This is a genomic window from Amycolatopsis sp. H20-H5 (genome assembly GCF_035828755.1).
GTDB lineage: Bacteria > Actinomycetota > Actinomycetes > Mycobacteriales > Pseudonocardiaceae > Amycolatopsis.
In genome coordinates this window covers 1-26,770 of the sequence record NZ_JAYMZS010000040.1, presented here as the reverse complement: position 1 = coordinate 26,770, position 26,770 = coordinate 1, and the positions used below count along the sequence as shown (strand labels likewise).

Annotated in this window: 25 protein-coding genes and 4 pseudogenes; 18 read left to right on the top strand and 11 right to left on the bottom strand. The window is 67.7% G+C overall.

Going from position 1 to position 26,770, the window contains the following annotated elements:
* Window positions 1-320 precede the first annotated feature (320 nt).
* From QMK34_RS22350 to QMK34_RS22330, 5 genes and pseudogenes are all read left to right on the top strand, one after another.
* Window positions 321-1,295, top strand: a pseudogene (locus tag QMK34_RS22350) (DUF3500 domain-containing protein); the annotation flags it as partial.
* A 246-nt stretch (window positions 1,296-1,541) separates the two neighbouring features.
* Window positions 1,542-2,771, top strand: coding sequence for an MFS transporter (locus QMK34_RS22345; protein WP_326416156.1), 1,230 nt, complete (start codon window positions 1,542-1,544; stop codon window positions 2,769-2,771).
* A 51-nt stretch (window positions 2,772-2,822) separates the two neighbouring features.
* The gene (locus QMK34_RS22340) at window positions 2,823-2,960 is read left to right on the top strand and encodes a hypothetical protein (RefSeq protein WP_326416155.1); all 138 of its coding nucleotides are present in this window, start codon (window positions 2,823-2,825) and stop codon (window positions 2,958-2,960) included.
* Window positions 2,961-3,472: 512 nt separating this feature from the next.
* Window positions 3,473-3,712 (top strand): annotated as a pseudogene (locus QMK34_RS22335) (glycoside hydrolase family 15 protein); the annotation flags it as partial.
* A 209-nt stretch (window positions 3,713-3,921) separates the two neighbouring features.
* On the top strand, window positions 3,922-4,245 hold the full coding sequence (locus tag QMK34_RS22330; RefSeq protein WP_326416154.1) for a hypothetical protein: 324 nt from the start codon (window positions 3,922-3,924) through the stop codon (window positions 4,243-4,245).
* A 22-nt stretch (window positions 4,246-4,267) separates the two neighbouring features.
* Here QMK34_RS22330 and QMK34_RS22325 read toward each other — a convergent pair whose 3' ends face one another.
* The 8 genes from QMK34_RS22325 to QMK34_RS22290 form a co-directional block, all read right to left on the bottom strand.
* Window positions 4,268-5,002, bottom strand: a complete 735-nt coding sequence (locus QMK34_RS22325) for a hypothetical protein (RefSeq protein ID WP_326416152.1) — start codon at window positions 5,000-5,002, stop codon at window positions 4,268-4,270.
* 193 nt (window positions 5,003-5,195) lie between these two features.
* A complete protein-coding gene (locus QMK34_RS22320; protein ID WP_326416151.1) occupies window positions 5,196-6,386 on the bottom strand; it encodes a flavin reductase family protein in 1,191 nt (396 codons plus the stop codon).
* A gap of 62 nt (window positions 6,387-6,448) precedes the next feature.
* Window positions 6,449-6,721: a hypothetical protein gene (locus QMK34_RS22315; RefSeq protein WP_326416150.1), complete on the bottom strand. Its 273-nt coding sequence runs from the start codon at window positions 6,719-6,721 to the stop codon at window positions 6,449-6,451.
* Complete coding sequence (locus QMK34_RS22310; protein ID WP_326416149.1) at window positions 6,718-6,894, bottom strand: ABC transporter permease subunit; 177 nt, start codon at window positions 6,892-6,894, stop codon at window positions 6,718-6,720. The genes QMK34_RS22315 and QMK34_RS22310 overlap by 4 nt, the downstream gene beginning before the upstream one ends.
* A 452-nt stretch (window positions 6,895-7,346) precedes the next feature.
* On the bottom strand, window positions 7,347-8,228 hold the full coding sequence (locus tag QMK34_RS22305; RefSeq protein ID WP_326416148.1) for an SDR family oxidoreductase: 882 nt from the start codon (window positions 8,226-8,228) through the stop codon (window positions 7,347-7,349).
* 178 nt (window positions 8,229-8,406) lie between these two features.
* Window positions 8,407-9,723: an acyl-CoA dehydrogenase family protein gene (locus QMK34_RS22300; protein WP_326416147.1), complete on the bottom strand. Its 1,317-nt coding sequence runs from the start codon at window positions 9,721-9,723 to the stop codon at window positions 8,407-8,409.
* A 76-nt stretch (window positions 9,724-9,799) separates the two neighbouring features.
* Complete coding sequence (locus QMK34_RS22295) at window positions 9,800-12,034, bottom strand: CocE/NonD family hydrolase (RefSeq protein ID WP_326416146.1); 2,235 nt, start codon at window positions 12,032-12,034, stop codon at window positions 9,800-9,802.
* Window positions 12,035-12,167: 133 nt separating this feature from the next.
* The gene (locus QMK34_RS22290; RefSeq protein ID WP_326416145.1) at window positions 12,168-12,692 is read right to left on the bottom strand and encodes a nuclear transport factor 2 family protein; all 525 of its coding nucleotides are present in this window, start codon (window positions 12,690-12,692) and stop codon (window positions 12,168-12,170) included.
* A 303-nt stretch (window positions 12,693-12,995) separates the two neighbouring features.
* Here QMK34_RS22290 and QMK34_RS22285 point away from each other — a divergent pair, with 303 nt between their 5' ends.
* The 10 genes and pseudogenes from QMK34_RS22285 (at window position 12,996) to QMK34_RS47890 (ending at window position 22,550) form a co-directional block, all read left to right on the top strand.
* Window positions 12,996-13,706 carry a GntR family transcriptional regulator gene (locus QMK34_RS22285; protein ID WP_326416144.1) on the top strand — a complete coding sequence of 237 codons (711 nt, stop codon included), beginning with the start codon at window positions 12,996-12,998 and terminating at the stop codon, window positions 13,704-13,706.
* 223 nt (window positions 13,707-13,929) lie between these two features.
* Window positions 13,930-14,925 carry a quinone oxidoreductase family protein gene (locus QMK34_RS22280; RefSeq protein WP_326416142.1) on the top strand — a complete coding sequence of 332 codons (996 nt, stop codon included), beginning with the start codon at window positions 13,930-13,932 and terminating at the stop codon, window positions 14,923-14,925.
* Window positions 14,922-16,535: a bifunctional 3-(3-hydroxy-phenyl)propionate/3-hydroxycinnamic acid hydroxylase MhpA gene (gene mhpA, locus QMK34_RS22275; RefSeq protein WP_326416140.1), complete on the top strand. Its 1,614-nt coding sequence runs from the start codon at window positions 14,922-14,924 to the stop codon at window positions 16,533-16,535. Before QMK34_RS22280 ends, mhpA begins: the two co-directional genes overlap by 4 nt.
* A complete protein-coding gene (locus QMK34_RS22270; protein ID WP_326416138.1) occupies window positions 16,532-16,876 on the top strand; it encodes a cupin domain-containing protein in 345 nt (114 codons plus the stop codon). Before mhpA ends, QMK34_RS22270 begins: the two co-directional genes overlap by 4 nt.
* The gene (locus tag QMK34_RS22265; RefSeq protein WP_326416137.1) at window positions 16,873-17,973 is read left to right on the top strand and encodes a DUF3500 domain-containing protein; all 1,101 of its coding nucleotides are present in this window, start codon (window positions 16,873-16,875) and stop codon (window positions 17,971-17,973) included. The genes QMK34_RS22270 and QMK34_RS22265 overlap by 4 nt, the downstream gene beginning before the upstream one ends.
* Window positions 17,970-18,869 carry a fumarylacetoacetate hydrolase family protein gene (locus QMK34_RS22260; RefSeq protein WP_326416136.1) on the top strand — a complete coding sequence of 300 codons (900 nt, stop codon included), beginning with the start codon at window positions 17,970-17,972 and terminating at the stop codon, window positions 18,867-18,869. Before QMK34_RS22265 ends, QMK34_RS22260 begins: the two co-directional genes overlap by 4 nt.
* Window positions 18,869-20,611, top strand: coding sequence for a CocE/NonD family hydrolase (locus QMK34_RS22255; RefSeq protein ID WP_326416135.1), 1,743 nt, complete (start codon window positions 18,869-18,871; stop codon window positions 20,609-20,611). The genes QMK34_RS22260 and QMK34_RS22255 overlap by 1 nt, the downstream gene beginning before the upstream one ends.
* 340 nt (window positions 20,612-20,951) lie before the next feature.
* A pseudogene (locus QMK34_RS22250) lies at window positions 20,952-21,314 on the top strand (CoA transferase); the annotation flags it as partial.
* Window positions 21,315-21,351: 37 nt separating this feature from the next.
* A complete protein-coding gene (locus QMK34_RS22245) occupies window positions 21,352-22,032 on the top strand; it encodes a CoA transferase (protein WP_326416134.1) in 681 nt (226 codons plus the stop codon).
* A gap of 425 nt (window positions 22,033-22,457) precedes the next feature.
* Complete coding sequence (locus tag QMK34_RS47890) at window positions 22,458-22,550, top strand: Lsr2 family DNA-binding protein (RefSeq protein WP_442785189.1); 93 nt, start codon at window positions 22,458-22,460, stop codon at window positions 22,548-22,550.
* 83 nt (window positions 22,551-22,633) lie between these two features.
* Here QMK34_RS47890 and QMK34_RS22240 read toward each other — a convergent pair whose 3' ends face one another.
* The 3 genes from QMK34_RS22240 to QMK34_RS22230 form a co-directional block, all read right to left on the bottom strand.
* Entirely contained in the window at window positions 22,634-23,011 is a 378-nt protein-coding gene (locus tag QMK34_RS22240; protein WP_326416133.1) for a hypothetical protein, read from the bottom strand.
* 181 nt (window positions 23,012-23,192) lie between these two features.
* The gene (locus tag QMK34_RS22235; protein WP_326416132.1) at window positions 23,193-23,618 is read right to left on the bottom strand and encodes a hypothetical protein; all 426 of its coding nucleotides are present in this window, start codon (window positions 23,616-23,618) and stop codon (window positions 23,193-23,195) included.
* 34 nt (window positions 23,619-23,652) lie between these two features.
* The gene (locus tag QMK34_RS22230) at window positions 23,653-24,105 is read right to left on the bottom strand and encodes an acyl-CoA dehydrogenase family protein (RefSeq protein ID WP_326416130.1); all 453 of its coding nucleotides are present in this window, start codon (window positions 24,103-24,105) and stop codon (window positions 23,653-23,655) included.
* A gap of 78 nt (window positions 24,106-24,183) precedes the next feature.
* Between QMK34_RS22230 and QMK34_RS22225 the strand changes: the two are divergent.
* The 3 genes and pseudogenes from QMK34_RS22225 (at window position 24,184) to QMK34_RS22215 (ending at window position 26,682) form a co-directional block, all read left to right on the top strand.
* Window positions 24,184-25,558, top strand: a pseudogene (locus QMK34_RS22225) (IS256 family transposase).
* Between the two features lie 144 nt (window positions 25,559-25,702).
* Entirely contained in the window at window positions 25,703-26,173 is a 471-nt protein-coding gene (locus QMK34_RS22220; protein WP_326416129.1) for a helix-turn-helix domain-containing protein, read from the top strand.
* Window positions 26,062-26,682, top strand: coding sequence for an IS630 family transposase (locus QMK34_RS22215; protein ID WP_326416209.1), 621 nt, complete (start codon window positions 26,062-26,064; stop codon window positions 26,680-26,682). Before QMK34_RS22220 ends, QMK34_RS22215 begins: the two co-directional genes overlap by 112 nt.
* The last annotated feature ends 88 nt before the right edge of the window (window positions 26,683-26,770 follow it).

The window sequence follows — 26,770 nt, the reverse complement described above, 5'->3', positions numbered from 1 at the left end:
ACTTCGCCCGCCCTGCATGACCGATCGCCGAGGACTGCTGCTGATGCCCGAGAACTTCCGCGACTACGTGATGCCGCCTGATGCCGAGAAGATCACCGGCATCGAGGACCTCGACGCCTATCAGTGGGTGGACCGGCACCTGCAGCAGGACACGTTCCGCGACGCGGTCGAAGCGTGGACCGGGCTGTTCGCCGCCACATCGTTTCGCGGGATCACCACCGACGGTGAGCCCCGGCCCGGGCTGTACCCACGACGCGCCGAGGCGGCCCCGACCGGCGAGCTGGTGATCGCGGCACGGCGGCTGCTCGGCACGGCTCGACGACAAGCAGTCGCAGGCCGTGCGCCACCCGCTCAACAGCCGCGTCTGGCGCGCGTGGATGAATCCGGAGCTCTACGTCAACCGCTTCGGTCTTCGCCTCGACGAGGTCGCGCCCGACGTGCGCGACGCGGTGCTCGCGCTGATGCGGGCCAGCCTCAGCGAAGCAGGGTTCGAGAAGATACGCGGGTGTATGCGGACCAACGACTTCCTCGGCCGGCTGGTCGGCGGCCCGCGCGTCATGAACGAGTTCAGCTACAACGTCAACCTCTTCGCCGAACCGAGCGACACCGCCCCGTGGGGCTGGTCGCTCTACGGGCACCACGTCTGCATCAACGTCATGGTGATCGGCACGCAGATGGTTGCCAGCCCCGTGTTCCTCGGCGCCGAACCGAACCTCATCGACGAAGGCCCCCACGCGGGAACCAGGCTGTTCGGCGAACCGGACCGGTTGGCCCTCAACCTGCTGCACGGCCTGCCCGACTCGATCCGGGACGCCGTGGTGCTCTACCCGGACAAGCGCGATCCCGCGATCCCACCCGGCCGGGAAGTGTTCGGTGACGAACTGCACCTGGGCGGCATGTTCCAGGACAACCGTGTCATCCCCTACGAGGGAGTCTGCGCCGTCAGTTTCCCGCCCTACAGCCGCGACCTGCTGTGCCGGCTGGCCGGCACCTTCCTCGAGCATCTCCCACCCGGCCCGTATCACGCGCGCCTCAACGACATCCGCGCCCATCTCGACGAGACGTGGCTGTGCTGGATCGGCGGGTCCGGGCCCGACAGCCCATTCTACTTCCGCATCCACAGCCCGGTGGTGCTCATCGAGTACGAACACCACGCGGGAATCATGCTGACCAACGAACATCCGGCCAAGTTCCACACCCACACCATTACGCGCACCCCGAACGGTAACGACTACGGAGCCGCGCTCGTCGCCCAGGAGACCGGGCACCAGCTCACCCTCACCGACGACGCTTGACGTGCGACAACTCCATCGATCAGGCCAGCATCGGGCGAGAAAAGCACGGATAACCGGCCGAATCCTCCTTCTTATTGCTGTAGCGAGTGATCGACGGCAGAAGAGAGCACTTGTCTCAATAGGACGCGTCCGTCCAGGTGATCAGCAGCTGTTTGCGACGGCGGCACGTCGCGACGCACCGCCCTTTCGGCCGTGACCGCTCGACAAAATTCAGGTTCCAAGGACGCATGACGAGGTGTGACCCAGATGACTACCCAACAGCCACTCCGCGGCGTTGACACCAGCATCCGAGGAGGCGCACGCAAAGGCTGGCTCACGGCCGTGGCAGCCCTGATCGGTCTGACGTGCGGCCCCAGCGTGCTCACGGTCACCACGTTCGGAGCGTTCATTACCCCGCTCGATCGAGAGTTCGGCTGGGGCGTGCCCGCGATCACCCTGGGCGCGTCCATCCTCAGCGTCACCATCATGGTTATCTCACCCGTACAGGGTTATCTGATCGACCGGTTCGGCGGCCGCCGACTCGTCCTGTGCAGCGCTCCGCTGTTCGCACTATCGCTGATGGCGATGTACTTCCTGCCCGACAGCCTGACCATGTTCTACCTGGCGTGGGCCATTATCCCGCTCTGCGGCTTCGGGCTGTGGCCGGTGTCCTACCTGCGGGTCACCGCGGGCTGGTTCGAACGGCGGCTCGGACTCGCGCTCGGGGTCGCCAACTCCGGCATCGGGGTCGGCACAGTGCTTATTCCCATTCTCGCCGCTGCGCTCATCGGTACGCTCGGCTGGCGAGCGACATTCCTCGCACTGGGCGCGATCGCACTCATCGCCTTCCCGGTCGCGTTCTTCCTCCTCACCGAACCGAGCCCGCGCACCACAAGTGTCTTCGCCACTGGCGACACGCTGAAGGTCGCGGCCACTAGACGACCGTTCTGGCTTATATTGAGCGCGTTTTTCCTGCTCGGGGCGATCGGCTCCGCGATCCTCGTTCACCAGATCCGGCTGCTCCTCGACGCTGGAGTTTCACCGGGCGTCGCGAACGTCATGCCGGCCGCGCTAGGGGTGGCGCTCATCGTGGGCCGACTTGTCACCGGGTGGCTGTTGGACCGCGTCGCGGCGTCGCAGATCATGGTCGTCTACCTCAGCGGTGGCGTCGTTGCGTCGCTGCTGTTCGCGTCCGGACCGAACGTGACAACGGCGATCGTCGCTGCGGCGCTGGCGGGGTTGTTGATTGGCGCCGAGTTCGATGTGCTGAGCTACCTGATTCCTCGATACTTCGGGCGCCGAGCGTTCGGCAAGATCTACGGTATCGCGTTCGCGGTGTTTCAGTTGGCCGCCGCGGTCGCGGCGTATGCGGTGAGCGTGAGCCGGCAGAGCTTCGGCTCCTACACTCCGGCGATGCTGGCCCTGGCCGTGTTGTGCGCGGTCTGTGCAGGGCTGTTTCTGTTTCTGGGTCCCTACCGGTATGACGTGGCCACATGAGTGTTGCCGCGCCGTCGCGGACGACCAGGCGAGAGTGCGATAGCTGTCGCGGTGCTCGTCTTCGCGGACGTCTTCGGCAACCCCAATCGCCAGCTCATCGAAGACGTCGAAGTCGATGTCGAAGTTCGATCGAATTCGACCGTCCACCATCCCCCGGCGATCAACGACCAATGGGAGACCCGATCATGACAACTCGGATCGCATTCGGACCACGAGTGATGACTCTGCTCGCGCGAAAAGTCTCCACGGTGCGTCTACGCACCGCCAAGGGACTCTACTTCGCGACCGGTCCGGCCCGGGAAACGCACGACGACGACTGTGCCTACCAGACACATAGCCCCGTGCGACGCGAGTCCAGCGGCTGCGTGTGATGGCCTCGCTGGCGGGTGGGTCAGACGGTAGACCGCCTGTACACGTCGAAATGCATCACCCGTTAGCTAGTGGAAGTCTTCCGTCCGCTTCGGTAGATTGTGACAGGTAAGCGGAACCTGATCGTCCGCATACTCGTCCTCGGTCAAGCAAGCTCAAAGGGGATGAGGTCGCCGGACCCGCCCCGAGGGACGACGCCCCACACCCGGGTGGACCGCGGCCTGGCCATAACCGATCAACTCCGCCCGACGATGAGCAGGGCGGCGGTGCGCGACGAACCGCGCGCGTCCGTCCTGGACCACGGCTGAAACGAACAGGTCGGCGCCTACACCCGGTTCTACGGATCCGACGCGCTGGACGCCTCCACGCTGTTGCTGGCCATCGTCGGGTTCCTACTCACGCCCGATGACCCGCGACTGCTCGCCACGATCGATATGGTCGAGAAAGGCCTGTCCGACGAGCATGGATTGCTGTTCCGCTACCGTAGCGGGGACGGCTTCGACGGACCCGAGAGCACGTTCCTGCTGTGCACGTTCTGGTTGGCGCACGCGCTGGCCCTAACCAAGCCCTAACCGGGCAAGTGTCCCGGGCGCGGGAGACGTTGGGGCGGGCGGCCGGGTTCGGGCACCGAGCTGGGGTTGTTCGACGAGCAGGTAGACACTACCAACGGGGCCGTGGGGACTACGGGTTCCCGGCTGGGTTGTGGCAAGCGCTGGAGCGGCGCCGGCCACTTGGGCTTGGGCGGACGCAGGCGTGGCTCAGTCCGCGACGCGGACCGTGGTTGACCGCGGTGTTCGGGGCGGTGCTGCTGGGCGCACTCCCGATAGTGATCATCGCCGGGCTGTTGGACTGGGCCGTGTGCGGCCCGCAGTTCGCCCACTCCATCCCCACTGATGTGGGGTGGCTGCGGTTGCCGCCGTTCGACTGGCCCACCCGCCCGTCGTGGCTGTTCCGGTTGACCGAGGGTCTGCACGTCATCCTCAGGCTGGTGCTGATCCCGGTGGTGCTGGCCAAGCTGTGGCCGGTGGTACCGAAGCTCTCTTTTCCTGGCCCCCGGCCCGCAGCTCCGGTCCTGCTTCACACCGAGTACGACCGCGCAACCTGATCAAGTCACTACTGGGAAAACGTCAGTCGGGTTCAATGGTCGCGGCTGATGTGGCTCCGTGCCGCCGACTGGCACGGCGATATGCGACTGTCGATGAACCAATTATCATGACGGCGAGGACGATCCCCACGAGTGTGACTGTGCTGGCTTTAACGCCTTCGTCGTGGATGAGCCAGTCCGATAGCGAGCCAGCTAGCGGTCTGGCAATGACGTAAGCCGACCAGAACAAAAGCACAGCCGCACCCCGAATCCGTGCGTGCAGGGCCCCCACCGCAAGCATTGCTACAATGAAGCCCATTGTGGCGGCGAGGGACCCAACGTGCCATTGAAGAGTCACGAGATCAACGACAGAGGTGCCCAGAGCGAAGATGAGCAGCACGGTCACCCAGTAAGTGGATTCGCGCCGTCGTATTCGGATGGTGTTGATCGACAGGGAGCGCTCGGCGTGGTACCAGAACGAGAAGGTCATGGCTAGAACCAGCGCATAGATCAGGGGCAACGCCGAGGACGGTATGCCGATAGCGAAATGCATCACGTCCGGCAGGAGCGTCCCAAAGATGCTCACTCCGAGAACCGCGAGCCAATACACTGCAGGGACGTATCGACGCATAGCGAACTGCAGGGTCAGTGCAAGTACGAACAGTCCCGCCTCAATTCCGAGAGCCCCGCCGAGACCGAGTCCCGGCAGCCCGTCCCCCGTGTCAATGAGCCAGTCGGCAACTGCTTGACCCAGGCCAGCTGCCAGGACCGTCAGCACCCAGAACAACGGTGTGATGGGCGGCAACGCCGCCTCACGCACCGACATACCGGGTTGGGAGCGAGATGAGGCCCCCCGCGGCGGTACAGGTGATTTGCTCACTTCGATACTCCTTGTCGTAGTCTGGTTCTCCGTCTGAACAGAACAACGAGGTCGTCGATCTGGACCTCCCCTGCCTCTCGACGCACCTCAGTCACCGATTTTTGGCGTACCGGTCACCGTCGCCCTTCGGTGACGGCCGTCCGGCGGTGGCGGCGACCTCTTGGAGTCTGCGAATCCAGAACTCGATTTGTTGTGTCGTCACCGAGGTGGGCAGGCTGGTCATCCGGATAGCCATGGGGGGCAGGTCCGCCCGTGAGCTCATGGGTACGACGATCGACGCGAGGTCGTACCGTTCGCTTGGTAGGAGGTCGGGGCAGAATACCGCGGCCAGCTCAGAGGTTGCTTGCCGTACTGCGCGCTCGTGTCGCGGCAAGCGGTCGGATAGCTCGAACGCGGACAGCGCCGCCTGCTGGCGCTGGAGAAGCCCCGGCTCGGCGGCGAGGAGGAGGGAGTAGCCGCACTCGCGAACCTTGTTGAGCTGGGCGCGGTAGAGGTCGCGGCGACTATGACCGTCCTCGGGGGCACGCTGCAGCCACGCCTCGATCTCGGACGGCGTCGAGTGCACCAAGAAGGCGGCTCCGAGTGGCGGGATGATCGGTTGCCGGTGGCCGAGGGGAAACGGCTCGGCGACGGATCCCCCGTTCGCGGCGAGCACCTGCACCGCGTCCCCTCGGATTTTGACGAGGATGCCGCAGTTGACCCCGAGCTCGCTGCTGAGGTCCTCGACCCGGTATCGGATTGCTTCGGCTAGCTGAGCGGCTTGGATGAGGTCGGGGTCCGGGGTGGCGATGAACGACCCGGGCGAGAACCGCCCGTAGCCGCCCTGAAAGAACAGCAGGGGCAGCGTCGATCGGGCGACCGCGAGCTCGTGCACATGACCCACGACAATGTAGTGGTCGCCCGTCTCTCGGATGTCCTCGAAAGTACACTCGATCCAGGACACGGCGTCCTCGAGGATGGGTGAACCGAGCGGCCCGGGCCGCCAGCACACACCGTCGAACTTGCCGGCTCCGCCGGTGGCGAACTGGCGGCAGAGCGACTCCTGATCAGAGGCTAGGACGTTCACGCAGAACGCGGCGGCGGTCCGCAGGTACGCGAAGCTGTTCGAGTTGGTGGCAGGGAAGAAGGCGATCAGCGGTGGATCCAGGGATACAGAGGAGAAAGTCCCGACGACCATACCGACCAGGTTGCCATCATCGGCAACGGCGGTAACGACAGCTACCCCGGTCGGGTAATGGCCCAGCGTTTCGCGAAACAGCGCCCCATCGATGGTCTTGGACATGCAATCTCCTTACCACACCTTGTTACCGTGAAATGGCTGGGATCGGGGTTGAACGCGCACGATCAGTTCGGTATGTCTGCAGATACCGCGCGCCGCAAACGCAGGAAGCGACTCAGCGCCGTGCGGCGGGCGGTGGGAGTCCGGCACCACGCTGCGAGCCCCACGGCCAGCAGGAGGGCGAGGCCGTTGAACAGGTCGGGGATCCAGATGGGCAGCCCAGCGAGCTGAAGGCCTTTGACCCCGGTGGCCAGGACGTAGGCGGCGACAACGGTGCCCCAGATGTTCATCCGGCCACCCCGGATCTGGGTGGACCCCAGGAACACGGCGGCGATCACCAGGAACGGTAGCCTGGCCCCACCGTGGGGTCGCCGGTGGACAGCTTGGACGTCTCCAGCAGACCAGCCAACCCGCTGACCTTCCCGCCGGTGACCAACGTGAATAGGATGATTCGCGAGGTGGGGACCCCGGCCAGCGCCGCGGCCTCAGCGTTGCCGCCGATGGCCTGCATTTCACCTGCAGCAGCTTGCCCACCTGAGCGCAGATGGGCGTCGAGCACTGCAGGTAGACGAAAGTTGTTCCTGCCGGGAGCTTCTGCGGCAGCGGTTCGGTCACCGGGAAGTTGTCGGTGGGCTCTGGAAGGGGGCGATCGCTGCCGTGGCTGCCGTGACATTCGCCGGTCCCCCCGAGCCAGCGCTCGCGGAGGAGCGTGAACCCGACGAGGAGGAACCGCAGGCCGCGACGGATATGACCGTCAACGCCGACACGTAGGCCGCGGCCGCCCGCCAGGCCCTACGGTGGCCCCCTCGCCCTCCCGCGGGCCGAGCCTCGAGCCCAGGACGGGACGCCCCAGCGGCTCGGCCCACGTCCACCCTTCCCGCCCGGGCGGACCTACCACGCGGCAGGTCAACGGTCATCGTTCGCATCCGTGCTCCTTGGTCGTGTGCGTGCCGCATCGTCGACTCAGCCACGCGCTGAACTGTGAAGTTTGAGGAACTCCCGCCGCACGAACTGCTCAAACGTCGTGGGGGGTCGACCGAGTAGCCACGTCAGTACGTTGGGGTTCCCGATGAAGTCGTGACTGCTGTACCTGGCGCTGATCGCCCGCATCACCTCGGTCTGGTAGGGGAAGTCGTTGAGACTGTCGACCCCGAAAGCAGCCTGGAGAAAGGTATCGGGGCTTATCTGTTCGGCCGCCACCGTGCGTCCCGTCACTCCGGAAATGACTGCTACGAGGTCGTGCGCCGTGTATTGGCCCGGCGCGACGAGCTCGTAGGTGGCACCGGAGTGGCGGTGGGGGTCAGACAAGACGGCCGCCGCCACCGACGTCACGTCGTCCACGTCGACCATCGACTGGGAGCGGTCAAGGGACCAGGACAGGCGGAACACGTTCTGCTCGAAGGCAGGTACGAGCCTGTGTCGCAACATGTAGTTAGCGGGCTGAAGAATCGTGAACTCAAGTCCCGATGACACCAGGTACTCCTCGATGTCACGCTTGCTCTGGTGTTGGACCAGGTCAGTGAGGATCGCGTGGAGCACCGAGCTGAAGACGAAGTGACTCACACCTGCGTCCTGTGCTGCGTCGATTGCAGCGAAACCCATCCGCGCTTCTTCAGGATGAAGCGCTGGCCCCACGTAGTACACCGTCTCCACACCGCGCATGGCGCGGGCCAGCACATCGGAGTTGGCCATGTCACCGACCACGACGTCCGTCACGCCAGCGGCGTGCAGGGTGCGCGCCGACTCGTCGGAGCGGACGCAGGCGCGGAGCTGATGGCCAGTGGCCAGCAGCTTGGGGACCAACAGCTTGCCTTGGTTCCCATTGGCGGCGGCTACGAGTATCACTGTTCAGTCCTCCCAACAATTCGGGGCCGCCCTCGGCTGGCACTACGGTTCACGCAGAAGTCGGTTCGGGTGCATCGCAACCACTCCGCCGTCTGGAAACTGCGGAATCATGAGGCGCCCAAAGGTGCGTTCAGTACGAGGCGGTCAGCGTGTCTTGTCGTCTCGTTCTGTTCCGGCCTTAGGTGGACGCGCTCATCGAATCGGGCGTAGCCGGAGAGGCAGTGGCTGTGGGTTGTGGGGCCGGTGCGAAGCGGTCCAAGGTCGTGATCCCCGCGACTTTGTGCGGCTCTCTGCCGGCCATCAGCCGTCCGTAGTTCTCGGAGAGGGCTTCGAGGTTGAGCGCGCCGTGCAACGTGATGACCCGCGCGTCACGCCAGGCCCGTTGGATGGGTTCGGTCTCCATGATGGCGGTGGATCCGGAGTTCCTCTGCAGGAGCTCGATCGCCTCGGCGCACCAGCGGGCCGCGTAGGCCGTCTCGAGGAGAACTCGGGCGCTGAACTGCTGCATGTAGTCCGGGTCGGCCGCGGTGCCGGCCGCGGCGAGCGTGCCCAGCCGGTCCGTCTCCGCGGCGTTGGCGCGGGTCATCAACGTCGCGGACTGGATCTTGGAGTGCACTTCAGCGAGCATCAGATGCGTGAGCGGTGCCTCGAGCTGGTTCTTGTAGGTGGTGCCACGGATGGGTCGGCCAGCGGACCGCTCGAGGAACCGCTCCAGCGCACCTTGGGCGAGGCCAATGGACATCCCGGCCATCGTCGTGAACGCCCAACCAAGGTTGGGCACCTTCCACAGCGAGCCCGCCAGTCCGCTGTCCAGGGCCCCGCCGGCGATGTCCCGGAAATCGATGCCGCGGTAGCCGGGAACGAAGAGCTCCTCGCCCGCGAGAGCGACCGAGACACTGCCTGTGCCTCGCATACCGGCGACATGCCAGTCGTCGAGGAACCGGAGCTGGTCACGGGGCACCTGGGCGGCGACGAGGAAGGGCCCGTCACCGTCGTCGGCGAGGCACCCCAGGTTGGTGAAGGGCGCCCACAGCGAGCCGGTGGCGAAGGTCCAGGGTCCGCCCGAGAGGACCCAGCCACCCTCGACCCGCCGGGCACGCCCGCGAGAGGCCGGGAAGTGGCTCGAACCGGCGACTCGGGGTCCGGCCCACTCTGGGCCGTAGACCTCCTCGATGACGCGAGGTCCGCAGCCGGCGGGAATCCAGTTCGTCGAGGCACCCCCCCACACGATCCAGCCGCACGATCCGTCCCATTTGGAGGCCTCGATGATGATGTCGAGCTGCTGGCGCACGGTCAGCTCGGCGCCACCGTGCTCGGCGGGGCTGGCGATGTCGAAGGCGCCCGTCGCGGCCAGGTCGGCGATGGTGTCGTCGGAGTGACGGCCCGCGCGCTCTGCGGCGAGCCCACGCTCGCGCAGGGTCGGCCCCAGGGCGCGCATGTTGTCCAGTACCGCCGCGGCGCGGTCGGCTCTGGTACGCGTCGTTGTCATTGTCATCGTCATCTCCACTGGGGGTTCGTGCGAGTCGTTGCTGGTGGTCGTGGCCGCCGGTGGTGCGTTGCTGGCCGGCCTGTCAGGTGGGCGGCACGATCGGTAGCTGCACGTAGCTGGGATGGTCGGGTCCGGTGTAGACGGTGTTGCGGGCACCGTCGTGGTAGCTCTGGTCGTAGGCGCGGACCGGGATGCCCGCGGGCGTGTAGGGCTGGATGTCGATGCGCAGCCGCGAGCCCGCCCGGATGAGCGCGGTGCTCGGGTACAGCCCCACCTCGATCGGCACGACCTCGCCGCTGCGCAGCGGCTGGTGGTCGGCCTCGGCGTGGGTGTGCACCGGCCAGTAGTCGGTGGACCGCTTCTCGTCGATGCCGCGGTGCGACACCTTGAGCAGCCCGTGCCCGACCGGGTGGATGTGCGCCGGGTCGATGGGCAGCACCACGGACTCGTAGCGGACCTCGCGGTCGTGTTCGTCGATCACGCGCAGGGACACGAACACGTCCATGTCGGTGCTGGTCGACGACACCCACAGACCGGCCTTCATGTAGCCGGCGAGCGTGAGATCCTCGGCCAGGGGGTCGCTGACGAAGGACACGCCCGTGGACCATCGCGGGGTGCCCCCCACCGGCCCAGTGGGTGCCAGGGTGGGGCGGCCGAGGTCCAGGTGGGCCTCGTAGTCCGCCTGGCTCGGGGCGTCGGGCGCCTCGTCGACGATCCGGAGGATGTCGTCTCGCCGGCTGTCGCCCGTCCAGTCCGAGGGGGTGGCGTCGAGGTACCAACGCCGGTACTCGGTGCGCGCGATCGGCCATTCCTGCTCGTGCAGGACGTGGTGGGCGCCGTTGCCCGTCCGGACCTGGACCCGGACGGACGGCCCGTCCAGAACGCCGTTGTCCTCGCCCTTGAGCCAGTGGTCGAAGTACCGCACGTGCTCGGCGACGGTCGACTCCGCGTAGCTGTGCGGGAACCAGGCGTCCACGAAGTCGAAGCGGCGGGCCGACGCCGCGGTGGAGTGGATGAACGTCTCGCTGCTGCCCAGCTGGTGGATGGTGACACCGGTCTGCGGGCCGATGATCCAGACGGGAGCGGTGGCCCGGTCCAGGTCCGCGCTCATGAAGATCGATCCGTTGGTGCCGTACGCCTGCGGGTCGTTGAACTCCGTGGCGCGCAGGCGGGCCATCCAGTCGGTCTCGGGCCGCTGCTCGCCGACGAAGTTGTGGCCGGACATGGCCTTCCACCACCACATCCAGAAGCCCTCGCCGAACAGGCCGCCGCCGTAGGTGGCCTCGTTGTAGAGGTCGGCGTCGGTGCCCAGGGCGATCATCGCCTTCAGGTGGGGTGGCTGGAGGCTGGCCACCATGTGCTGGGTCATGGCCAGGTACGACATGCCCCACAGGCCGACGTTGCCGTTGGACCAGGGCTGGGTGCCGGCCCACTCGATGGCGTCGAAGTAGTCCTCGGACTGCTGGACGCTGAAGGGCGCCTGCAGTCCGGGGCTCCGGCCGACGCCGCGGCTGTCCACGCGGATGCACACGTAGCCCTGCGGGACCCAGACCGCCGAGTCGACGCTCTCGTGGTTCTCGTACTGGAGGCCGTCGGGGTTGCCGGAGAAGAAGCGGTCCTCCAGCGCCTCCTTCTCCTGGGCCTGTTCGGGGCTGCCGATGCAGTCGTGGTTGAAGGCCTTGCCGTAGAAGCCCTTGTTCATGACGACCGGGTAGTGGCCGTCGGCGGCCGGTCGGAAGACGTCGGCGTAGACGAACGACCCGTCGCGCAGGGGGATCCGGACGTCGGTGGTCTTGACGATGCCGCGGATGTTGCGCCGCAGCTCGTTGCGGGCGGCCTCGGGGGTGTGCAGGGTACGCGGCGTCCGTGCCGTGTAGACGTCGGGCGCGGCGTTGAGGGCCTGCAGCAGGTCCTCGACCGCTCTCTCGAACGCGGCCTCGGGCTGCTCGAAGGAGAGCAGGGAGGGGACGAGGTCGTGCACGGCGGGCACGATGGTCACGCCGGACTCCACGTCACCGTCGCGGTCCAGGGTCTGTACCAGGCGGGCCAGGTTGGTGACGGCCGGGTCGTGGAGCCTGTCGATCCGCCCGTCCACCCGGTGGACCAGCTGCGCCAGATTCACGGTGGGCGCACCCGGCACCGACCCCAGCACGAGCTCGCCGAGCAGGAAGGAGACGACCTCGCCGTCTGCGAACTCGAACCGGCCGCGCTCGTCGGTGACGCCGCGGCGGGTCGGGGTCTGATACGTCAGGCCAGCCGTCGGGCCGGCGAAGACACCGGTGCGGATGTCGGTCGTCGTGTGATCGCCGTTGACCATGGGGTTCCACTTCTCGTCGTCGAATAGGTACGGGCGGCGCGGGGCAGAGGGGCCCCTGACGTGGGCCGGCCGGGTCGTGCGATGGTGCGCCCGGTCGGGCAGGGGCCTCACCTCACGCCCGGAGGGGGTGCTGCTATTGGCCCCGGATGGCGTTGAGGTAGGCGACCTTGCCGGCGTCGGCGTGCTCCTGCAGGACGTTGAGCTTCATGTCGGGGCGGTGCTCGGCGTTGGGCTCAGGCACGAGCGGGTTGCCGGTCCAGCCCTGCAGCCGACACACCCGGTGCTGGATGCGCCACCCGGCCTCGGTCCGCACCAGCTCGTCGTCGTACCAACCGGTGCCCGTCCACGTCGTGCCGTCCTCGGCCGACTCCCGGATGAGCAGCCAGTTGCCGTAGCTGAACGCGTTGGCCGTGTCCCCGTCGACGTGGACCAGCTGGCCCATCATCGTGTGCTGGTGGCTGTCGAGGGTCTCGTGGAACTCGGCAAAGGAGCGCTTGAAGTCCTCCAGTCCCACCCAGGCGTTGCCGGCAGGACCGAACTCCGCCACCACGTCCTCGGCGAAGATGCGGTCGAACAGGTCCCAGGCGTGGGCGTCGAGGGCGAAGCCGTAGAGGTTGAGGAGTTCGATGACAGCTGCCTTGTCGGCATCGTCAGCCACGGTGCTGCTCCGTTCGTAAGGTGCCTGTGACATTTCTTAAAGTGTTCTGTGACATGTTGGGGGGGAAGGCGCGGTGTGTCAAGGGCGGTCGACCCGGGCCCCGCGGGGTATCCGTCTCGGGCCAACCGCGCGTGACCGGCCCGGATGAAGTCGGACGGCCGCGGCCTCTGCTGGCGCGGCGGGCCGCGATGGTGGTGGTCGTGGCGGCCCTGATAGACCCTCGGGGCCCGGCGGTCGCGGCGGGGCGTCTGGCACGCTGATCGCCGAATGCTCCCGGCCTCGGGAGGTCGGAGGGAGTCCCACGTGACGCATGCACCCGGACCGCGCGTCTCGCTCAACGAAGTGGCCTACCGCCGACTTCGTGAGGACATCATCGCCTGTCGCCTCGCCCCGGGGCAGCGGCTGACGGAAAAACAGCTGGCGGCCGACTTCGGCTTCAGCATCGCCCCGCTGCGCGATGCCCTCACCCGGCTCGACCACGAGGGCCTCATTCGGACGCTGCCACGTAAGGGTTACCAGGTCACCCCGTTGACCCCGAAGTCGATCGACGACCTGTTCATTCTCTGGCAGATCGTGGGACCCGAGCTCATCCGGCTCGGCATCCGGCACGCGACCGCGGAGCAGATCGCGGCCGCGGAGGCGAACTTCGCGGAGCTGGACCGCCTCGCCGGTGAGGGTGGCGTCGGCTCGGTCGTCCGCGATATCGAGGTCGTGAACGGCACCTTCGGCATTTTGGCGGAGGCGACCGGCAACGCCTACCTGGTCAACCTCTACCAGCGGCTCATGGGCGACATGGGACGGATCCGGGTCCTGCTCCTGACCTCCGACCAGGTGTCCACCCCCCCTGCGCCGGCGGAGCACTGGGTGCGCCGCATCCTGGCAGAGGACGACCCGGACGAAGCCGCTGCGCTCGCAAGTCGCTACATCGAGGACGTGCACCGGCGTGTACTGACTGCCGTCGCCCGCTGGCCGTCGGTCATGAGCAGCGAGGTCGTTGTGACCGCCAGCTCTTGACCCGCCGTCCTGCATCTGGGGTCAGGAGACCAACGTGGGCGCGCCCGATTGACATGTCACTCGCCGCGTGCAACATTTCATGGGTCGCCGCCGACTATCCGGAGGTCCCTGTGACCACAACGCTCACTACGTCGCCCGCTGCTCCGTGGGGTGCGGCCCAGCCGTGAGCACCGGTGTGGCCACACCGGGGGCCGGCACAGTTCCAGGGGGGGTCCGGGCGGCCGTGGTGGACTTCCCGGGCAGCGAACCTTCTGTCCGCGAGATCATCCTGGCGCCGAGAGCGGGCGGGCAGACCCTGCTGGCTGTGGTGGCGGCGCCACTGAACCCGCTGGACCTGCTCATTGCTTCTGGTGGCTTCCACTCGGCCCGCCATGAGGCGCCGTATGTTCCGGGCAGTGAGTGCGTGGGCGTGGTGCTCGCCTCCGACCGGTATGAGCCCGGGAGCTGGGTGTACGCCGAGTGCCACGCCTCACCGCTCACCCCGGGTTCCTTCGCCACAAGGGTGCTCGTCGCCGACGATGACGTGCTTCCCCTGCCCGATGGGGTCGACCCTGTGCTGGCCGCGGCCGTCGGCAACTCCGGCACCGCAGCATTCATACCGCTGATGGAGACCGCAGGCCTGCGCCCGGGGGAAACGGTCCTGGTGCTCGCCGCCACCGGTGCCGTCGGCCAGATCGCGGTCCAGGTGGCTCGCCAGGTCGGGGCCGGGCGGGTCATCGGTGTGGGCCGCAACCCCGACGCACTGCAACGGGTAGGCACCCTCGGCGCCCACACCGTCGTCGCGCTGCAGGAGGGGGAGAGCCGCGAGGATCTGGCCGCCCGGCTGGAAGTGGCGGCCGGACCGGTCGACGTCGTGCTGGATGGGCTGTATGGCGTGCCGTTGGAGGCAGCCCTGCAGGTCTGCGCACCACGGGCGCGGCTGGTGAACATCGGCAACCTCGCCGGTCCCACCGCGCAGCTCCCGGCCGGGTTGCTACGCGGCAAGCAGCTCACCCTGTTCGGCTTCGCCGGCCTGCACCTCGCCCTGGCTGCGAAGCAGCCGGCGCTGAGCTGGCTGTGGGCCGCCCTTGCCGACGGCCAGCTGCAGGTGCCAACCCGCACCTTCGGCCTCGACAAGCTCCCCGCAGCGTGGCGGGAGCAAGCGGCCTCACCCCACGCCAAGTGCGTCGTCCTGCCCAACAAGCACCTGCTCGCGCCTGCAAGCAAGACCCGAGCATGATCGCGACCTCACCGGCGCCGCAGCAGGGACCGCCCACCGACGTCGACTGCCTCGTCGTCGGTGGGGGCCCGGTCGGCCTGCTGACCGCCATCCTGCTGGGTCACGCCGGCCTGCAGGTGTCCGTCGTCGAGCGGTGGCCCCGCCAGTACCCGCTGCCGCGGGCCTGCACCATCGACCACGAATCGCTGCGCATCCTGCAGGCCGCCGGGATCATGGCCGACCACGAGCACCTCTTCGAACCCTCCCGGGGAGAGCGCGGCGGCTACCAGTTCCGCAACGGCGACGGCGAGCTGCTCCAGGCGATCGACTGGAACCGCCCGGCCGAGTCGGGGTGGGCCAACACCAACGGCTTCTACCAACCGGACCTTGAGGCCGTCCTGGAGGCCGCCGCCATCGCCACGCCGGGTGTGACCGTGCACCGGGGGTGGACCTTCACCTCCAGCACCCAGGACGAAGAAGGCCGCGCGGTGACGCAGCTGGCGGCCACCGACAGCCACACCGCGGTGGTCTCGGTGCGCAGCCGCTGGCTCGTCGGCGCCGACGGGGCCAACAGCCCGGTGCGCACCCACCTCGGAATCGAGGTGGGTGACTCGGGTTTCGAGGCCGACTGGCTGGTCGTGGACTACCGGCCCCTGGCCGAGGAGTCGTGGGACGCCTTCGTCGTGCAGTACTGCGACCCACGGCAACCCACGACCGCGGTGAACAGCGGCCCGGGGCGGCGACGCTTCGAGTTTATGCGCCTTGCTGAGGTGACACCGGAGGAGCTCGCCCGGGAAGATACAGCCTGGGCTCTCATGGCCCCATGGGGGGTGACACCCGAGACAGCCGAGCTGGAGCGGCACGCCGTCTACACCTTCCGCGGCCGGTGGGCGCAGACGTGGCGAGTGGGCGACACGTTCCTCGTCGGCGACGCCGCGCACCTCATGCCCCCGTTCATGGGGCAGGGACTGTGCGCGGGCCTGCGCGATGCCCGCGCCCTGACCTGGCGTCTGAGCATGGTGCACGCAGGACTGGCCGACCCGACGGTGCTAGACAGCTACGGCCCCGAACGCTCCGGCCACGTCCGGGAGATCATCGACGAAGCCGTCGCGGCCGGTCGCGTCATCTGCGAGCTCGACCCGCAACGCGCCGCCGCCCGCGACGCCGACATGCGGCAGCAGATGGCCGACCCCACTGCGACCACCGAACCACCCCACCCCCGGCTCGGCCACCCCTCGATCACCGTACCCAGCCGGGACGTCGAGGGTCGGCTGGCTCCGCAAGGTCGCGTCACCGTCGGCGACCGGACCGGGTTGTTCGACGACGTCGTCGGCGGCCAGTGGCAGCTCGTCAGCCGGGTAGGTGACCCCTGCGCTCTGCTCGATGCCGAAACCGCAGCCTGGTTCCAGCGGATCGGCGGCAGCCTCACCGACATGTCCCCGACGGGCCCTGTGTGCGACGTCGACGGGGCCTACGAGCGGTGGTTCACCCGGCACGGCTGCGACGTGTTCCTGTCCCGGCCGGACTTCTACGTCTACGGCGCCGGCGACCACGCCGCAGCCCCGACCCTCGTCTCGGGGCTGCGCCGCACGCTCCAGCCCGTCATCACCGAAAGGAACCGACCGCGATGAGCATGCGCATCACCCGGCTGGCCGACGCTGAGGCCTTCGCCCCCTCCGGGCACAGCGGCGTCGGCCCGCTGCGACTGCAAGGCGGGCGCGACACCCCCACCGAGCAGGTGACCGTCGTCCTCTCGCACTACCTGCCCGGTGGGGAGGCCGACATGAGCCCCCAGCTGGTCGAGACCGTGTACGTCCTGCTCAGCGGTGAGCTGGTGATGATCAGCGACGAGCAGGAGGCCACCCTGCACCCCTACGACTCGGTGCACTTCACGGCGGGCACCGTCCGTCAGGTGGCCAACCGCAGCGCACTGCCGGCCAGCATGCTCGTCATCCGACCGGCCACCACATGACCGACCTGCCCGCCGCACACCTGCCCCGCGACGACGGGTCGTTCGACGCCACCGTGGTCACCTTCGCCGCGATGGGCCTGTTCGACAGCCTGGACGGTGTCCAACGGGCGCAGATCTTGCTCCCGCACGACGACCCCGGCCGCACACACTGGAACTTCCTGCCCGAGTCCGGCCGGCACGGCGTGGCCTTGGGGGCGTTGACCCGCTCCCAGGAGGTGCTGGCCCACCGGCTGATCGTGGAGTCGATGTCGCTGCCGGCCTACGCCCGGGTGGTGCAGGTGATGAGCAACGAACACGTGTTGCGTGAGCTGAACCTGCCGGTGTTCGGGCACGTCGCCACCACCTTCCGTGATGCCCGGGGTTACTTCCTGACGTTCTTCGGGCAGCCCCAGCCCGACACGACATGGGGTTGGCGCCTGGTCGGGCACCACCTGTCGCTCAACGTCACCGTCGTCGACGGGGACCTGCTCACCACCACCCCGTTCCTGCTCGGCGCCGAACCGGCCCGCATCGGCCCGTTCCGCATCCTCGGCGAGGAGGAGGACGCCGCGTTCGCCCTGCTCGACCAGCTCACCGACGCCCAGCGCACCGAGGCGGTCATCCACCCGACGCCGCCGGCGGACTTCGTCACCCGCACCGTGGCCCGCATCAGCGAGGTGGAGTATCCGGACCACCACGGCGTTGGCCGCCGCGATGCCATGATCACCGACGAGGACCGCCGGGCGCTGGCCTATTTCCGCGACCACCCCCGCGGCATCCGCACCGGTGACCTCTCCCCCACCCAGCGCGTCACCTTCGACGGGCTGCTTGCGAGCTTCGTGCACCGCGCCCGGCCCGGTCTGGTCGGCGTCGAGATGGATCGTATCGCCGCCGTCGGCGGGGTCGAGGAGCTGCATTTCGCTTGGGCCGGAGCCACCACCATCGAGAAGCCGCACTACTTCCGCATCCAGGGTGGGGCCACCCTGGTGGAGTTCGACAACGCCGAGGACGACGCCAACCACGTGCACAGCGTGTGGCGGTCCCCCTCCCACGACTTCGCCGAAGACCTGCTCCTGCAGCACCACCTCGACACCCCCCACGCAGGGCAGCGCCAGTGAGGATTGTGGGCATCCGCCGCGACCGCGGACCGGTCGAGGTCGCGGCCCTGTCCGAGGACGGCACCCAGGTCACCGTACTGGCCGGGCTCGGGCAGTTCTGGGCCGACGTCGCAAGCCTGCTCACCCAGATCCCGGCAGGGGACATTGTCGCGCTGGCCGATGTGCAGCAGGTGCCCCCGGTCCTGCCCGGCGCCCGGGTGATCTGCATCGGGCTGAACTACCTCCGCCACGTCGCCGAGGGCACCTCCGCCGACAAGGAGCTGCCCGCTCACCCGTCGCTGTTCGCCCGCTGGACCCCCTCGCTCACCGTGGGGGGCGCCCCGATCCCGGTGCCGTCGAACGAGGACGGTGTGGACTGGGAGGGTGAGGTCGTGGCCTACGTCGGCGACACCCTCGTCGACGCCACCCCCGAGCAAGCCCTGGCCGCCGTCGTGGGCTACTCGACGTTCAACGACGTGACCTCCCGCCGGGCGCAGAAGCTCACCAGCCAGTGGATCCTGGGCAAGAACGGCGACAACTCCGGCCCGCTGGGGCCGCTGGTCCCCGCCGGCGAGGTCGGCGACCTTCGCGACGGGCTGCGCGTGCAAACCCGGGTCAACGGTGAGCTCGTGCAGGACGGGTCCACCGCCGAGATGGTCTACACCGTGGGGGACACCCTCTCCCTGGTCTCCCACACCCTCACCCTGCGCCCGGGTGACCTGCTGGCCACCGGCACCCCCTCCGGGGTGGGCTACGCCCGCACCCCGCCCTGGCTGCTGCACCCCGGTGACACCGTCGAGGTCGAGATCGAGCGACTGGGCCTCCTGACCAACCCGGTCGTCGCCAACGATCAGCGCCACCGACCCACCGATGCTGAGGGCTCTGCCGGCCCCGGCCCACGAGAAGGAGCCCAATGATGACCGACGACCTCAAGGTGTACGTGCCCTCCCAGCCCCTGCCCGCTGCCCGGACCGGTCTGCTGACCGCCTTCGAGCCAGGCACCCGCACCCTGCCGGCGGGCCACCAGGTCGCCCCCCAGTTCCGCGCACTGCCCGTCGACATCGTGTTTGAGAAGGACGTCGCCGTCCAGCTGCGGGACGGTGTGACCATCTACGTCGACGTGTTCCGCCCCACCGGGACCGAGCCGGTGCCGGTCCTGGTGGGCTACAGCCCCTACGGCAAGGGCCAGGGCAGCTCCATGAGCGTGATGGGCGTCTTCGGCCTCGTCGGGCTGGGCAACGACACCGTGTCCGGGCTGGAGAAGTTCGAGGCCCCGGACCCGGCGTACTGGTGCGCGCAGGGCTACGCGATCTGCAACCCCGACACCCGCGGAGCGGTCGACTCCGAGGGCGACAGCGTGCTGTGGGACCGCCAGGAGGGCCGTGACTGTTACGACCTCGTCGAGTGGCTGGCGGAGCAGGACTGGTGCACCGGCAAGGTCGGGATGAGCGGTACCTCCTACCTCGCCGTCGCGCAGTGGTTCACCGCCGCCGAGCAGCCGCCCCACCTGGCGGCGATCAACCCGTGGGAGGGCGTCAGCGACGTCTATCGCGACCTCGTGCGGCGCGGTGGCATGCCCGACACCGGCTTCGCCCAGCTGATGCAGGAAGGCAGTTTCTTCGGGAAGAGTCACAAGGAAGACATTCTCACCGAGGTCGAACAGCACCCGCTCCTGGACGAGCTGTGGGCGGACAAGATCCCAGCCTTTGACCGAATCACCGTGCCGGCCTACGTCGTGGCCAGCTACTCCAACACCCTGCACACCGCCGGCACCTTCCGCGCCTGGCGACGGATGGCATCGGAAGACAAGTGGCTGCGCATCCACAACACCCAGGAGTGGCCCGACTACTACGACGAGGCCAACGTGGAGGACCTGCGCCGCTTCTTCGACCACTACCTCAAAGACGTCGACAACGGTTGGGAGCAGACGCCCCGTGTCCGCTACTCCGTCCTGGACCTCCACGGCGGTGACCAGGTCGGCCTACCCGCCAAGGAGTTTCCACCCACGGACGTGACCTCGACGAGGTACTACCTCGACGGACGCTCCCGATCGTTGGTCACGACGGCACCGGCCGACGCGGCAGAGGTGGCCTACGACGTCACCCGCAACCCGGACGCGGTCTCGTTCCTCACCCGCTTCGACCACGACACCGTCCTGGTCGGGTACCCCAAGGCCCACCTGTGGGTCGAGGCGCGCGGCGCCGACGACATGGACCTGTTTGTGCTGGTTCAGAAGCTCGACGCCCACGGAACACCACTGCAAGCCTTCACCGTGCCCAACCGGAGCGCCATGGCGCACGACCTCACCGACCACGGCGCCACAATCCTGAAGTACAAGGGCTCCGACGGGCGGCTGCGCGTCTCGGCCCGCCACCTCGACTTGGACCTGTCCACCGAGGACGTCCCCGCCCACAGCTTCGACCGGGTCGAGAAACTCGCCCCGGGCGAGGTTGTCGATGTGGAGATCGACCTGCTCCCCCTCGGCCTGGACTTCTCCACCGGCGAGCAGCTGCGGTTCGTCGTCAGCGCCCGCAACCTGCTGGGGACCCTCATGCCCGGAATCCGTGAGTATGTGCCCGTCAACGCCGGTGCGCACGTCATCCACACCGGCGGTCAGCACGCCTCCTACCTGCAGCTGCCCGTCCAGGCGCAGCACTGATCATGAAGGCCACTGGTGGCGACGGCCGACCCTCCGAACGCCGGCCGCAACGTCGACCGACCATCCGCCTACCACCAGACCTAGTGAGGCCTCACCGGGTCCAACTCTCAGGAGAGCTGTGAACCACTCCGACACACCCGCCAGCGCCAGCTCCCCGACCGACCCGGTGGTCGCCACACTCGAGGCGCACAGGTACCCGCGGCGGCGGCCGTGACCGCGGCAATCGCGACCGGGCCGCTGAGCGGCACCGTCGTCGTCGACCTCAGCCGTGCCCTAGCCGGGCCCCACGCCACCATGATGCTCGGCGACATGGGCGCCCGCGTCATCAAGGTGGAATCGCCTGGCGTCGGCAACGAGTCCCCGCCACTGGGGTCCACCGTTCGTCGGACCGGACGACGAGCCCGTCTCGACGTACTTCCTATGTGCCAACCGCAACAAGGAGTCGGTCCAGCTCGACCTGAAGTCCGACGAGGGACGCCGCGGACTCGAGCGGCTCGTCGAGCGGGCGGACGTCCTCGTGGAGAACTTCCGGCCAGGGGCCATGGATCGCCTTAGCTTCAGCATTGACCGCCTCAACGAGCTGAACCCCCGCCTGGTGTTGTTGTCCATCAGCGGCTTCGGGCACGACGGACCCGAAGGCGGTCGCGCGGGCTACGACCAGATCGCCCAGGGCGAAGCAGGACTGATGTCCCTGACCGGCGCCGACCCCGACCACCCCACGAAGGTCGGGGTGCCCATCGGTGACCTACTCGCAGGAATTGTACGGGGCGTTCGGGGTGGTCTCGGCGCTAACCGACCGGGCCCGTACGGGACACGGCACGGTTGTCCGGACGTCTCTGCTGGCGGCACTCGTCGGAGTACACGCATTCCAGGACACCCGGTGGACGGTGGCCGGCGAAGTCCCACGCGCCATGGGCAACCACCACCCCGCCATCGCCCCGTACGGGGCATTCGTCACGCAAGACGGCACGATCCAGATTGCTATCGGCAACGACGTCCAATGGCACGCGCGAGCGGTCGAGCCCGGTCTCGACCGCTCGCGGTCGAGACCGGGCTCGACCCAGCTGACCCGCGCTTCGCGACAGCCCGCAGCCGGGTCCAGCACCGACCGGAGCATCACCATGCTGGAGACCGAGTTGCAGGCGAGGAGCTCGGCGGAGTGGCTCGCTCGCCTCGCCGCGGCGAGGGTCCCGTCGGGGAAGGTCCGCACCTTGGATCAGGTCTACACGTGGGAACAGACCCGCAGCCAGGGACTCATCATCAACGTTGACCACCCCACATTGGGGACTGTCCAGCTCCCGGGACCGCCAGTGCGACTGGAGGACCTCCACGGCAGGAACACCGCCCGCCAGACCCACACGGCTCCCCCGCTGCGCGGACAGCACGACGCCCACATCAACTCGTGGCTGGACACTGTCTGAGCCACCGTGCTCCCCCGTTCGCGCTCGTCGATAGAGGCCCGGAGCGATTCCGGACACGACAACGAGGGGATGAACAGGAGCTGGCCTGGGGCCCATGATCCAGAAGTGGTGTTTCCATTGGGCGTCGGCGGCGGCCTGCTACACCTCGGCGCCGTTGTTCTGTGTACTTCGTCAACATCAGCGTCGTCGGCTCCATCTTCGGTGCGCTCGCCTCGGGTAGCCACGGGCCTGGCCGACCGCTACGGACGCGAACATCGTCACCGTCGGTCTGCTGATCACCGGGCTGCTCTGCTGGTTCGGCATGCTGAAGTCGCGGACCAGGGCCGGGGTGACCATCCGCCGCGACATGGACGGGCACGCGCTGGTGCCGCTCCTCGAGCCCGACACCCTCGTCTACGCCTCCCGATAGCACCCACACCACCACCATCCGACGATGGGCACAGGCCAACGGCCACACCGTCTTCGACCGCGGTCGCCTCCCCACCGCGGTCCGACAGGCCGCCAACACCGCCCACTGACCAGGCAGGCCCACCTGTCGGGTTCGACACCAGGAAGTCGCGTCGGGTACGCGAGCTGCCCGTGAACCCCTGTGCGCGTTGCCTCAGCGCAGGCTCAGGCCGATCGCGACGGTCATACGGGCGAGGTACTCCTCACGCGTGTTGACCTGCTGCTTGATGCCGATCGACGTGCTGATGAGGGTCTGCACCAGCTGGTCGGCTGTCGTCCTGGGCTGCGGGACCGCAGCCGCGACGGCGGTGGTGGCAAGCGAGCCCAACAGGTCCGGGTTGTCCTCGACGACGCCGGCGATGTCCCGGACCAACGGCCCGACGTACCGCTCCGCCCAGTGGTCGAAGGCCTCCAGTAGACGCGCTGCCAGGGGGAGGTCGGTGTCGCGAAGAGAGGCCGCGGCCTCCGCCAGGTCGTGCTCCAGCGCCCTCGACACTGCGGAACGGAACAGCTCCTCCTTCGAGGCGAACATGAAGTACAGCCCCGGGACGGGAGATGCCCGCGTCCTGCGCCACCTGATCCATCGACGCCTTGCGATACCCATACCGACCGAACGTCACCAGCGCCGACTCCAGCACAGTCGAGCGGCGATCAGCCGCGACAAGTGAAGGCCCTTCGGCAGTCATGCGCCCTAGTACTACAGGGCTAGATCACTAACGTTTGTAGTCGGAGTCGTTGTCGGACATGGGTTCGGCGGGCCTCGGCTTGGTGTCAGCGATCAGCGGCGCAGACCGGATCTTGGGATGCACCTCCGACAGCATGAGATGCGTCATCGGCGCCTCGAGCTGCTCCTTGTAGACAGTTCCGCGAACCGGACGGCCTGCCGCTCGCTCAATGAATCGTTCCAACGCTCCACGGGCGATGCCGACCGACATGGCCGTCATCAGGCTGAACGACTGTCCTCGGGCAGGTGCCTTCCAGATCGACCCGGCCAGCCCGGTCTCCCGATTGCCGAAGGTCGCGTCACCGAAGACCACGGCGCGGTGTTGGGGGACGAAGACCTCGTCGTTGACCAGCCGTACCGAGCCGCTCCCGGTCCCCCGCATGCCGGCGGGCGACCAGTCGTCGAGGTGCTCCAATTGATCTGCAGGGACACGCAGGCCGATAAGCGACCTATGTCCGTTTTCCTCGCTGATGCAGCCGAGGTTCGTGAACGGCGTCCACAGGGAGTTGGTCGCAAACCGCCACGGTCCCGCCCGGCACGATCCATCCGTCCTCGACGCGTCGCGCTCGACCGAGGGTGCCCGGATGGTGATCTGTGCCAGACACGCGTGGTCCGACCCAGGCCTGGTCACACACCTCTTCGATGACTCGCTTATCGAGCCCCACCGGGATCCAGTTCGTGGTCGCCCCGACCCAGACGACCCACCCACAGGAACCATCCCACTTCGAGACCTCGGTGATCACCTCGGCCAGCTGGGTCACCGGCAGTTCGAAGCCGCCGAACTCCTTCGGGGTGGCAATGCTGAAAGCTCCGGTGGCATCGAGATCTGCAATCGTCTCATCCGAGAGGCGGCCAGCACGCTCAGCTTTCAGGGCACGCTCACGGAGGGCGGGGCCGATCACGCGCACCTTCTCGACTACCGACGCAACCGACTTGTCAGCCGGCGTGGGTGAACTCTGAGCAATGCTTGAAACCTGTGGATGCCCTGGAGGGGTCGTACCCTTCCGGTGATCTTGAGGCTCTCAAGCAAGATCGGCGCTGGAACGCCGGTCGGAAGGGTACGACCCGTGCTCACCGCAGTTCCTGGAGCTGCCGACGCCGATGAACCCCGCCAGGACGGCAGCTCGCCGGCTCTGATCGACGAGCTGGTCCGGGAAGGCGCCCGGCGGATGCTGGCTGAAGCCCTGCTGGCCGAGGTCGACGACTACATCGCCCGGTTCACCACCGACCGCGACGCCGACGGTCGCCGGCTGGTGGTGGTGCGCAACGGCAGCCACCAGCCCCGTGAGGTCCTCACCAGCACCGGCGCTGTCGAGGTGACCGTGCCTCGGGTCAACGACCGCCGGGTCGACCCGGAGACGAGCGAGCGAGCGAGGTTCTCCTCCGCGATCCTCCCGCCGTGGTGCCGCTAGACTCCGAAGATCACCGAGGTGCTGCCGCTGCTCTACCTGCACGGCCTGTCCACTGGGGATTTCGTGCCAGCGCTCGGCCAGTTCCTCGGATCCACCGCCGGGCTCTCGGCATCGGTGATCACGAAGCTGACCGAGGCCTGGAAGGCCGAGCAAGCCACGTTCGCCACCCGGGATCTGTCGCATGTGGACTACGTGTACCTGTGGGCCGACGGGATCCACGTCAACATTCGCCTCGAGGAGCACAAGTTGTGCCTGCTGGTGCTTGATCGGGGTGCGCGCCGACCGGCGCAAGGAACTGATCGCGCTCACCGACGGCTACCACGAGTCGGTCGAGTCGTGGGCGGACCTGCTGCGCGACTGCGCGCGGCGCGGAATGTCGGCGCTGGTGCTCGCGGTCGGGGACGGCGCGCTCGGGTTCTGGGGCGCTGCGCGAAGTGTTCCCCGCAACCCGGGAGCAGCGCTGCTGGTTCCACAAGATCGCCAACGTGCTCGGGCCCTCCCGCGCTCGGCGCATCCGGGGGCGAAGAAGGCCCTGGCCGAGATCTGGAACGCCGAGGACCGCCGGCACGCCGTCGACGCCGTGACCGCCTTCACGGCGGCCTACGGGGCGAAGTTCCCCACGGCCGTCGCGAAGATCAACGACGACATCGAGGTGCTTCTAGCGGTCTATGACTTCCCGACCGAGCACTGGATTCACCTGCGCACTACCAACCCGATCGAGTCGATTTTCGCCACTGTCCGGCACCGCACGAAGATCACCCGCGGGCCCGGATCGCGGGCGGCCGGGTTGGCGATGGCGTTCAAGCTGATCGAGGCCGCGCAGGACCGCTGGCGCGAGGTGAACGGCCCGCACCTGGTCGCGGTCGTTCGCGCCGGCGCCACGTTCGTCAACGGCAAGCTCGTCGAGCGACCCGACGACCATCACCGACCGGAAGCCGCCTAAAAGATCTTCATCCACAGGTCTTGACTATTGCTCGTGAACTCTCCATCGTCATCTCTCCTAGTAGACTGTCGCCGCTAAGTCTGGATGTATTTGGTGTAGGAGTTCTTGGCAGTGCACGATTTCTGCTGAGAGGATGCCCTCACGATGCCTCGTCCGAAGGTGTTCACGATCGGTTTGTCGGCTGTCGATCGTGAGTTCTTGGCCAAGCTGACCTCGTCCGGCGCTCACCCGGCGCGGATGATCATGCGGGCTCGGGTGCTGCTGGAGCTGAATGAGAACGCCGGCCCGGTGGCCGATCGGGTGGTGATCGCGGATCGGATCGCGGTCACGGTGAATACCGTGCTGGCGATTGCAAAGCGGTTCGACGAGACCGGCGACGACGTGCTGACCACGATCGGGCGCAAACCGCGTGAGCTTCCGCCGGTGCCCTCGCAGGTCACCGGCGAGGTTGAGGCACGGCTGATCGCCCTGGCGTGCTCGCAGCCGCCGGCGGGGCACGCCCGGTGGTCACTGCGACTGCTGGAGAAACACGTCGCGCTCACCGAGGACATCCCGAACCTGGATCACTCCACCATCGGCCGGGTCCTAAAAAAACGGAACTGCGTCCTCATCTGAAAAAATGCTGGACCATCCCACCACGGGCGAACGCGGAGTTCGCTGCCCGCATGGAAGATGTGCTGGCGGTCTACGCCCGGCCCTACGACCCCGCCCGTCCCGTGGTCTGCATGGACGAGAAGCCCTACCAGCTCCTCGGCCAGGTCCGCGACCCGATCCCCGCCGGGCCCGGCCAGGATCGCAAAGAAGACAGCGAGTACGTCCGCTGCGGCACCTGCTCGATCTTCGTGTGGGTCGAACCCCTGCGCGGCTGGCGCCGGGTGCACGCCCTCTCCCGACGCACCAGGATCGACTGGGCCGGGCAGGTCAAAGAACTACTCACCGTCGACTACCCCGACGCCGAAACCGTCGTACTGGTCATGGACAACCTCAATACCCACGGCATCGCCTCGCTCTATGAAGCATACGAACCCGGCGAAGCCTTCAGCCTGGCTCAGCGCCTGGAGATCCACCACACCCCCAAACACGGATCCTGGCTCAACATCGCCGTGCGACACGAAGTCGCATGAGTACAGCAGCATGCATCGAAGGAGGTTCGACGTGATGTCGACGTTGAAGATGTAGTGCCCGGTCCAGTGCGCAAGGACCGTCCTCGCC

Coding starts and splice junctions, on each gene's coding strand:
- mhpA (WP_326416140.1), top strand. CDS start 14,922: ATGATCGCGACCTCACCGGCGCCGCAGCAGGGACCGCCCACCGACGTC.
- QMK34_RS22295 (WP_326416146.1), bottom strand. CDS start 12,034: ATGGTCAACGGCGATCACACGACGACCGACATCCGCACCGGTGTCTTC.
- QMK34_RS22265 (WP_326416137.1), top strand. CDS start 16,873: ATGACCGACCTGCCCGCCGCACACCTGCCCCGCGACGACGGGTCGTTC.
- QMK34_RS22255 (WP_326416135.1), top strand. CDS start 18,869: ATGACCGACGACCTCAAGGTGTACGTGCCCTCCCAGCCCCTGCCCGCT.
- QMK34_RS22300 (WP_326416147.1), bottom strand. CDS start 9,723: ATGACAATGACAACGACGCGTACCAGAGCCGACCGCGCCGCGGCGGTA.
- QMK34_RS22320 (WP_326416151.1), bottom strand. CDS start 6,386: ATGTCCAAGACCATCGATGGGGCGCTGTTTCGCGAAACGCTGGGCCAT.
- QMK34_RS22270 (WP_326416138.1), top strand. CDS start 16,532: ATGAGCATGCGCATCACCCGGCTGGCCGACGCTGAGGCCTTCGCCCCC.
- QMK34_RS22240 (WP_326416133.1), bottom strand. CDS start 23,011: ATGTTCGCCTCGAAGGAGGAGCTGTTCCGTTCCGCAGTGTCGAGGGCG.
- QMK34_RS22345 (WP_326416156.1), top strand. CDS start 1,542: ATGACTACCCAACAGCCACTCCGCGGCGTTGACACCAGCATCCGAGGA.
- QMK34_RS22220 (WP_326416129.1), top strand. CDS start 25,703: ATGCCTCGTCCGAAGGTGTTCACGATCGGTTTGTCGGCTGTCGATCGT.
- QMK34_RS22310 (WP_326416149.1), bottom strand. CDS start 6,894: ATGCAGGCCATCGGCGGCAACGCTGAGGCCGCGGCGCTGGCCGGGGTC.